This window comes from Mycobacterium helveticum (genome assembly GCF_007714205.1).
GTDB classification, from domain to species: domain Bacteria; phylum Actinomycetota; class Actinomycetes; order Mycobacteriales; family Mycobacteriaceae; genus Mycobacterium; species Mycobacterium helveticum.
This window is the reverse complement of record NZ_VMQU01000030.1, coordinates 37,202-46,289: the sequence shown is the minus strand read 5'-3', so window position 1 is coordinate 46,289 and position 9,088 is coordinate 37,202. Positions and strand designations below refer to the sequence as shown.

Annotated in this window: 5 protein-coding genes; 2 read left to right on the top strand and 3 right to left on the bottom strand. The window is 66.2% G+C overall.

The genetic code is table 11. The annotated features are described in order from the left end of the window. Positions 1 to 640 (top strand): hypothetical protein (locus FPZ47_RS09470; RefSeq protein ID WP_246859839.1); only part of this gene is annotated, 640 nt, incomplete at its 5' end. A gap of 81 nt (positions 641 to 721) precedes the next feature. On the opposite strand, the gene FPZ47_RS09465 is transcribed toward FPZ47_RS09470, so the two are convergent. The 3 genes from FPZ47_RS09465 to FPZ47_RS09455 form a co-directional block, all read right to left on the bottom strand. Beyond that, entirely contained in the window at positions 722 to 1,342 is a 621-nt protein-coding gene (locus FPZ47_RS09465) for a hypothetical protein (RefSeq protein ID WP_225325865.1), read from the bottom strand. A 497-nt stretch (positions 1,343 to 1,839) separates the two neighbouring features. Beyond that, positions 1,840 to 2,352: a hypothetical protein gene (locus FPZ47_RS09460; protein WP_225325864.1), complete on the bottom strand. Its 513-nt coding sequence runs from the start codon at positions 2,350 to 2,352 to the stop codon at positions 1,840 to 1,842. Between the two features lie 9 nt (positions 2,353 to 2,361). Further along, positions 2,362 to 2,874, bottom strand: a complete 513-nt coding sequence (locus tag FPZ47_RS09455; protein WP_007172179.1) for a hypothetical protein — start codon at positions 2,872 to 2,874, stop codon at positions 2,362 to 2,364. Between the two features lie 295 nt (positions 2,875 to 3,169). Here FPZ47_RS09455 and mobF point away from each other — a divergent pair, with 295 nt between their 5' ends. Further along, positions 3,170 to 9,025, top strand: coding sequence for a MobF family relaxase (mobF, locus tag FPZ47_RS09450; RefSeq protein WP_046182041.1), 5,856 nt, complete (start codon positions 3,170 to 3,172; stop codon positions 9,023 to 9,025). Positions 9,026 to 9,088 lie beyond the last annotated feature (63 nt).

The window sequence follows — 9,088 nt, the reverse complement described above, 5'->3', positions numbered from 1 at the left end:
CCGCCACCCCACCCGCACCAGCAACCCCCGCTTCGGAGGCCACCGCATGACCACAACCACCGACACCACGTCGAATCACACACGCGCACAATCTGTCTCGTCGAGCACACGCACCCGATCGATGCTCGACGGCCGTCGCGGCGACTCGATGCGCCGACGCCGGCGCGTGCTGGCCGCGATCGACCAAGCCGCAGCCGCCGGCGACCGGCTCAGCGCGGCCGCGATCGCTCGTGCGGCCGGAGTCGACCGCACATTCCTCTATCGGTACCGCGACCTACTCGAGAAAATCCATGCGCTGCAAACAGATCCAGTCCCCGACGAACACACCGGCCCCACGGTCACCCAAGCCTCACTGCAGGCCGACCTGCTCGCCGCCCACGAACGCGCCGCCCGGCTCAACGCCCGCATCCGCCAACTCGAGCAGCGGCTCTCCCAAGCACTCGGCGAACAAACATGGCGCGAGTCCGGGCTCGACGCCCCAACCGACATCGATGCACTCCACCAACGGATCACCCATCTCGAACAGCAGGTCCTCGACCAACAACAACAACTCGACGAACGCGACGAAGACCTCGCCGCCGCCCGCGCTACCAACCGCGAACTCATGGCCCGACTCAACGCGCCAGGCCGGCCCCGCTGAAACCGCGAGTCGACTTGCACCACACCTGTTGCAGCAGATAGCATCCCAACATCAGCTTCTGAACTGCACAAACTCAGAGAATCACGCCGCTGCATCTGGTTGAGCCCCGGAGAGCAGCCCATACGCGTAGACGGTCTTCAGCAGCGTCGAGTCCCGCAACGCTGACAACGCTCCCTTGCGGTGGCGAAGTCGCGCCTGATCTACCAAGCCATCGGCGGCATCGAAGAGCTCTTGAACCTCGTCATAGCTCAGCGGGCGCCGTCCCGGCCGCCCCTCAAACTCGTTGACGTGACGCACGGTGTTCCAGTCATGCAGGATCTGTGCCGGGGCCTGCCCGAACCGCTCAGCGCACAAAGACGCCCATCCATATCGCGTGTCAGTAACGAAGTCGCCGAACAACCGCAATGCGTTTTGGTATCCCCGTACCGTCGAGTCAGCTTTTGGCTCCGCACCGGAAAGCAGTTGGGAGAAAAACGCATCCGCGTCATCTGCTTGCCACTGCCAGGGATACGTCCCGGTGAACTCGGCGAAACGGCGCACCACGCTCGCCCGCGCCTGCACCGTCGGTGGCTTGCACACCCGGGCTCGCTGCTGATCAGCCCAGCCAGACAGCATCGCGGTGAAGACCGTGGCTTCTGGATCCAACGGAAGCACTTTCGACACCAGCGACAGCGCTGCTGACCCCGGCAACTCGACGCCCACCATCCTGTTGTACTAGATGCGACAATGATGCGCCAGACGTAAGTGTCGAGACAGCACCCTTTCTGAGGTGTGATCCGATGTCCGCGGGACGCGCTTTACTGGGCGCTATACTCGCTCTCAACCGAGCAATTATGTTGCAGCAGATGCAATTCCGCTCGTCCTGCGGCAGAAGTGAGTACGGTGCATCGACCCGCAAGTGCACTGAACTAGTCCGACAAGCACCCTGTTGGCGCCAAGCGTCGCCTCACACCGCCCACAGCGCCCCGGCCAGGGTTCTTCCCAGCCCCGAGCAGTGCGCCGCAGCCGCATACGGTGAAGCAATCCGGCCGACGTGCGGGCCCGTCTTAGCCAGCGTGATACCCGGGGCCAACATCGTCGCCGTCTACTGGGCGATGCATACCGCCGTCTATCGGCTGGATCGCATCCACCCCGTTCCCACAGCAGCGCAGCACGACCGGCAGTACTCGCCGGCTAAATCACCAACAGTGCTTACACCCTCACCACAACATCGGCATATCACCGAGGCGCGCCGCCTCCACTGCGGCCCGATCCCAGCCGCGTTCCCGCAACACCGTGTGCAACGCGACCGAGCGCTCCCGCCGAGCCCATAACCCATCACTGGGAATCGACCTGCGGCCTCCTCCGCGCCGCATCCGGGCCATTCGTCGCATATTTTCACTCTGAGTGCCGATTACCACATGCTGGAATGTCGCCTCGGCCGCACAGACTTTCACGCACAGCGGGCTATCGCACTCGTGCAGGCCCAACTCGTCTGGCTGAAGGAGCACACTGAGTCGACGCGCCAGCGCGTACCGGTGCGGCCGCACGCAAATCCCTTTACCCCCACGGTAAATGAAGAACCGGCCATATCCGTCTTTACCGATAGCCCCCGTGAAAAAATCGCAGTCGTCAGCGCCGGGTCCTTGCACCACGTCGGAGTCAAAGCGCCGGCATTCGTCGGCGTGCACAACAGGATCGACCCACAGCGGCATCCCCAGATGAACACGCACGCGCCCACGCTAAACCCGGCCACCGACACCTTCGTCATGCGCCGCAGCGCCATTCGCACCTAGTGCTTGCGCCGCCGCGCCATCGTCATGCGCAGTAACGCCGTTCGCACCTAGTGCCAACGGCGCCGCGCCAGGGGCCGCCGCGCCGTTGCCCTCACCTAGTGCTTGCACCGCCGCGCCAGTGTGCGCGCTCGCCGCCTTTAACATCATCCGAACGCTACCGACTTTGACCCCAGCCAATTCCGCTATCGCCGCGAGTGATTCGCCGCGACCCTGCATTCGAGCCACCGCGATGCCGCCGGCCTGGCGGTGCGTGTGCCGACGCCGCTCTGCCTCTGCCCGAATCTCGAGGATGCGAGTTGCCTCCCACTCCTCCACGGCCGCCAGGCGACCCAGCTCAACGAGTAACGACGCCGCGTCATCGACGTTTTGCCGCTCGCACTCCACGCGTGCCTCGTTCGCTCTAAGCTGCGCCTCGCGAACCCGCCTACGCGCCGCTGATTTCGAGTTGATCGTTCCCATCGCCGCACCATACGACGAACCGGCTGTCCCGCTCTACCACACTGACCAACATCAGTGCGTCCACATTTGTCCACCACCAATGTTTCCCGATCCCCCAGTCCCACAACATAAGCCGATCCCACCCTCATGCACCACACACCAATGACCACCGGCATCAACCGTTCTGAACCACCCCAGACACCACACACCTCTTGCATTAAGGTCACAGTTTCCTAAGAACCGCCTGATCTGTGTAGGACAGATCTGCGGTGTCGTCTCTAACGTGCGCCTCGAAAGGGATTGCACTGCAGTGACGATGACTAGCCACAAGCTCACCGCCGGAGACGGTTACCAGTACCTGATCCGGCAAGTCGCTGCTGTCGACACCACCGCGCGCGGCCGGGCCCCGCTGATCGACTACTACTCGACCAAAGGCGAATCTCCGGGCCGATGGGTGGGATCGGGTCTGGCATCGCTGTCCTCGACAAGGGCACGTCCGGTGCCCCCCGAAGACCTCGCGAAAGTTTGGGCCGTACCGGTTGATTCGCCGGTCACCGAGGCCCAAATGAAGGCCCTGTTCGGGGAAGGCTTGCACCCCAACGCCGATGCGATCACCAAGTATGTCGCCGAATGCGGCGTGCGCGGCCTCGCGGCCGCCGAAGCCGCCAAACTGGGCCGCAAGTTCCATATCCGCGACAGCGAAACCACCTTTGTGCGCGCCCTGGCAGTGGCCTACCGCGATCACAACGAAGAAGCCGGCCTGCACTGGAACGCGCCCATCGCCGCGCCCACGCGCGCCGCGATCCGCACCGTTGTCGCGCGCCGAATGTTCGCTGAGCAGTACAAGCGCGCGCCCGCCGACGATCGCGAACTCAGTGGGTTTATCGCGCGGGAAACTCGCGCGCGCACGACCGCGGTCGCCGGCTACGACTTGACGTTTTCGCCCGTGAAGTCAGTGTCGACGCTGTGGGCGATCGCACCGCGCGCCGTCGCAACAGTGGTAGAGGAATGTCACGACGTAGCGGTCGGTGATGCGCTGGCGTGGCTAGAAACTCACGCCGCATTTACCCGTTCAGGTAAGGGTGGTGTCGCCCAGGTCGACACCACCGGGCTGCTCGGGGCGGCGTTCACCCACCGCGATTCACGCGCTGGCGATCCTGATCTGCACACCCATGTCGCGATCTCCAACAAGGTCGCCACGGTGGGCCCTGACGGTGTGTTGCGTTGGCTGGCGCTTGACGGGCAGCCTGTGCACCAGTTCACCGTGGCCGCCTCCGAGCTGTACAACACGCGCCTGGAAGCCCACCTTGGACAGCGACTGCAGCTGCGGTTCGCTGATGTGGTCGGCGAGGGCCGCGGCAAGAGGCCGGTGCGTGAAATCGTGGGAATCTCAGTCGAGCTGATGGCCGCGTGGTCGTCGCGGCGGCTGGCCATCGAAGCCCGCACCGCCGATCTGGCCAAGCAGTTTCAAGCCGCCCACGGCCGCGAGCCGACCCACGTGGAAACCATCGCGTTGGCTCAACAAGCGACCCTAGAGACCCGCGAAGCCAAACACGAACCCCGATCATTCGCCGAGCAGCGCCACATGTGGCGCGGCCAAGCGATCGAGGTGCTCGGCGCTGTGCGGGAGCTGACCGCGATGCTGGGCACCGTCTTGTCCGCGCCGGCGCCCCAAATCGATGCTGTCGATGACGACTGGATCACCGCGCGCGCTGCCCAAGTCATCGCCACGGTTGCCCGGTCCCGCGCGACCTGGCAACGCCACCACGTGTTCGCCGAGGCGCAGCGCCTCGTTCGTGGCAGCGGGCACGCCGCCGACGAGACGCTGGCCGACAAGATCACCGAGACTGCTTTGGCCGAGCCGCTGTCGGTTCAGCACATCGATATCGACGACGGTGAAATGGGAGAACCTGCGCAGCTGCGTCGCCGCGATGGAACCAGCGTGCATAGCCGCCACGGCAGCGCTACCTACACCTCTCAGGAGCTGCTGGCCGCTGAGCGACGCATCGTTGCTGCCGCCCTCCGACGCGGCGGGCGCACGGTCGAGGACATCGATATCGAGCTGGCGCTGGCAGACTCGGCCGCACGCGATAAGCAACTCAACGAGGGCCAGGTCGCACTGGTCCGGGAAATGGCAAGCAGCGGGCGCCGAGTGGCGTTGGCGCTGGCCCCGGCCGGTACCGGGAAGACCACGGCGATGGCCGCGCTGTCGCATGCGTGGCGCTCCTCGGGCGCGACCATCGTCGGCTTAGCCCCCACCGCGGCGGCAGCCATCGAACTGGGCGAGGATCTGTCGGCCCCGACCGACACCATCGCCAAATACGTCTGGTCGGCCGACCCGGCCAGCGGGTCGAGTCGCTCTGCCCCACCGCCATGGTTCACCAACGTCGGACGCGACACGCTCATCATCATCGACGAGGCCGGCAAAGCCGGAACGCTCGAACTTGATGCGGTGATCACCCACGCCTTAGCCCGTGGCGCCAGCATCCGGCTGGTCGGTGATGACTGCCAACTCGCGTCGATCTCAGCCGGTGGCGTGCTGCGCAACATCGCCCACAAGACCGATTCACTGACGCTGTCTCAGTTGGTTCGCTTTGGCTCCACCGCCGAAAGCGCAGCGACCCTGGCGATCCGCAGAGGAGACCCCTCTGGACTCGGGTTTTACATCGACCACCAGCGTGTGCACGTCGGTGCCGATCAGACCGCCGCCGACATGGCCTACACCGCGTGGGCCGCCGACCTCGACGCGGGCCGCGATTCCCTCCTGTTAGCACCCACCAACGCCATCGTCGATACCCTCAACGCCCGAGCCCGACTCGATCGCCTCGCCGCGGCTGACCCGGCAACACGGCGCGGCCACGAAATCACCCTTTCTGATCGGCTTGCCGCCTCTCCCGGCGACCTTATTCGCACCCGCCGCAATGCCCGCCGGCTGCGCTTGAGCCCCACCGATTACGTGCGCAACGGCTACCGCTTCCAAATCCTGGAAATCCACCGAAACGGCAGCATCAAAGCCCGCCACCTCGGCAGCGGCCAAACAGTGCGCCTCCCCGCCCACTACGTCATAAAGCACGTCACCCTCGGCTATGCGGCAACCATTGACTCCGCACAAGGACTCACCGCCGGACACGCCTGCCACATCGTCGGTGCCGGGAGTCTCACTCGCCAACTGCTCTACGTGGCATTAACTCGCGGCCGCATCGAAAACCACATCTATCTATCCACCGCGGAATCCGACCCGCACCGGGTGTTGTCGCCCAAAGCAACTCACCCCGAAACGGCCGTCGATGTCCTGACCAAAACGCTGTCACGCGACGGCGCACAAGTCTCGGCCACCAGTGCCGCACGCGAAGCCCGCGACCCCTTCGTGCGGTTGGGCCCGGCCGCGGCGATGTACTACAACGCCTTGGGCGACGCCGCCCAGGCCCTGGCTTCCCCGGCCCTGCTGGCCCAACTGCACATCACCGCCGATCAGCTCTATCCAGGGTTGACCCGCGCCGAAGCATGGCCAGTGCTCTGCAAACACTTGGCGATCATCGGCGCCGACGGGCGCGACCCGTTCGCCACACTGACCGAGGCCGCCAGCGTAGGCGAGCTTTTCAGTGCCCACGATCCCGCCGCGGTGCTCGACTGGCGCATCGACCCCACCGGCGGACACTCTGCCGGTATCGGGCCGCTGCGCTGGCTGCCCGCCACTCCCACTTTGCTGGCCAACGACCCCGCATGGGAGAACTGCCTGACCGGTCGCGCCGTGCTGGTTGCCGAGCTGGCAGACCAGATCCGTGAAACCGTCACCCACCAATGGACACCGGCGACCGCGCCGGCCTGGGCCAAACCCGTGCTGGCCGCCAACCCCCAACTCGCCGCCGAAATCGCGGTCTTCCGCGCCGCCCACAACGTGGTTGCCGAAGACACCACCCTGCTCGGCCCACCCCAATACGCCGTGCGCGCCCGCACCATCCAAAAACTCCTCGAAAACCGGGCTCAAGCGGTGGTGCGCACCCAAAGCCCGCATGCTCGCCGCTTTGAGCAGCTGATCGACTCCATCGATCCGCGCATCCGCGCCGACGGGTACTGGCCCCAACTGGCCGCCCACCTCGCCCAAGCCGCCACCAGCCGGCCCGACCTGCCCGGCCTCGTTCGCGCGGCCGCCATCCAACGTCCGCTCCCCGACGAGCTGCCCGCCGCCGCGCTGTGGTGGCGTCTTGCCGCCGAACTCACGCCCGCGGCCACCGTCGATGCCCCCCACACCGGCCTGCGCCCTGCCTGGATCGCTGACTTGCACAACGTCTTTGGGTCAGCAACCGCGCAATCCATCGTCGCCGATCCCGCCTGGCCCGGCCTCGTCTCAGCTGTCAATGCCGCCGACCCCACCCGCTGGACCCCCGCCGACCTTCTTCACGTCGCCGCCGAGCACCTGGCCGACGTCGACCCCGACCACACCATCCCCGCCTACCAATACGCCCGCACCATCACCTACACCGTCGACCTGATCGGCGGCCACCACGACCACGCCGACCACCCGCTACCCGAACAACCCCCACTGCACCCCGAGGAAGAAGAACAACTTCCCCCCGACCCCCACGCAACCAGGATTGACATGCCTGCCACCGACCTGTCTACGCAACCGTGGCACCCCGAACTCGTTGAGCCCGACCCGACCAACACCCCGCTTGAGACCGCCGACGAACTCGCCGGCCTGGACTTCGACGACCTCCCCCGCCACCGCGTGGCACCCCCGCCACTGCCGGCCGCTCTGCTTGACCTCACCAGCTTGCGGACCCAATACCAGCAGGCGCTGGCCGACCATCAGGCCCTGCATGCCCGCGCCGCAATTGGTGACGGACCGGCAATGCGCCAAGCCACCCCGCGCATCCGCGAACTGCGCCAGCGCGCCGACGCCGACCGCCCCTACTTGATCGCCGTTCACGACGTGACCGCCGAATGGGCCGACGCCGAAGCCGAATACGAGACAGCGCTAAGCCATGTCGACTGGGCGCGCAACCAGCTCGACGAGCTGCAGGCTCAACCTGACGTCGACCCACTTGACATCGCCTCGGCCAAACTCGATGTCCAACTGCGACTCATGGCACTCCCCGACACTGCGCCCGCCGAGCGCTATCAGGCTGCGCTTCGCGAAGCACTCGCGGCGCGTGCAAAGGCCGCCGGCGGCGCGGACCGCGTCATCAGCGGTGACGACGTCGACAACGTCATCGCCGAAGCACGATCCGAAGACGATCGCGCCGTGCTGGCCGCCCGCCGGCGCTCCAGCCAGCTGCGCCGTGACCTTGACCGCGCAGAACTGGCTGCCGCCGCCGCGTTCGCGGCCGCCGAAACCCGTTCGGCCGAGCACATCACCGCCCAACTCGGCCAACTGGCCATCGAGCTACGCGTGCTCGAAGCCGCCAGCCGCTTCCAACCGCACCGCCCCCTCAGCCTTGCCAACAGTGCCGCCGCCGACCTCTCCCCCGCCATAGCCGCCGCCATCACCAGCACCGCAAGGCTGCCCTTCGCCGTCACGGTCGTGCACGCCCAACCCTCGCCCGAGCGCCGCGCCGCCCTGCACACCCTGCACAGCGCGGCTGCAGCCTCCGAACGAAAGATCCTGTGGTGCAGCCCTACTCGCGAACAAGCCGAGGACGCCGTGACCAACGAGCTCGCCGACACCGCTGCCACCATCACCGAAACCCACGCCACCATCACCAACAAAAAGTCGCAGTCGCCGTTACCCCCCGGCAGTCTCATCATCATCGACGACGCCGCCAGCGCCGACCCTGCAATAATCGCCGACCTCGCCGAACACGCCGCGGCCAACCAGTCCGGCCTTGTCCTGCTCGACACGACCGGCCAAACGTGGCCACCCAAGCCTGCCCAGCGGCTCCTGCGACTCGTCGCCACCGAATTACCCTGGACGACAACCATCGGCGCGCCCCCAACGTCGGCTGTCATCAACCGCGGGACCCCGCCCGACCTCGACCCCGCGCTCACCCAGGCAGGGCGCCTGCACCCAGCCATACTCGACGAGCGACTGCGCGACAGCCTCGCACGCGCCGCCCAGCTCCACGCCACCATCCACGCCGCCTACCAGCGACACCTTGAGGCCACCTGGCTTCGCGAACGCGGCCCCCACGCCAAGCAACAATCTCCAGAAATCGGCATCACCGATGACTGAGTGATCTGCTTAGAACAGGGATCCGTTCCGTTCGGGGTCTCTCGCAGCCAAATTACCGACTCG

Bases quoted from the DNA above. Each gene is read 5' to 3' on its own strand.
- FPZ47_RS09455 (WP_007172179.1), bottom strand. From the start codon at position 2,874: ATGGGAACGATCAACTCGAAATCAGCGGCGCGTAGGCGGGTTCGCGAG.
- mobF (WP_046182041.1), top strand. From the start codon at position 3,170: ATGACTAGCCACAAGCTCACCGCCGGAGACGGTTACCAGTACCTGATC.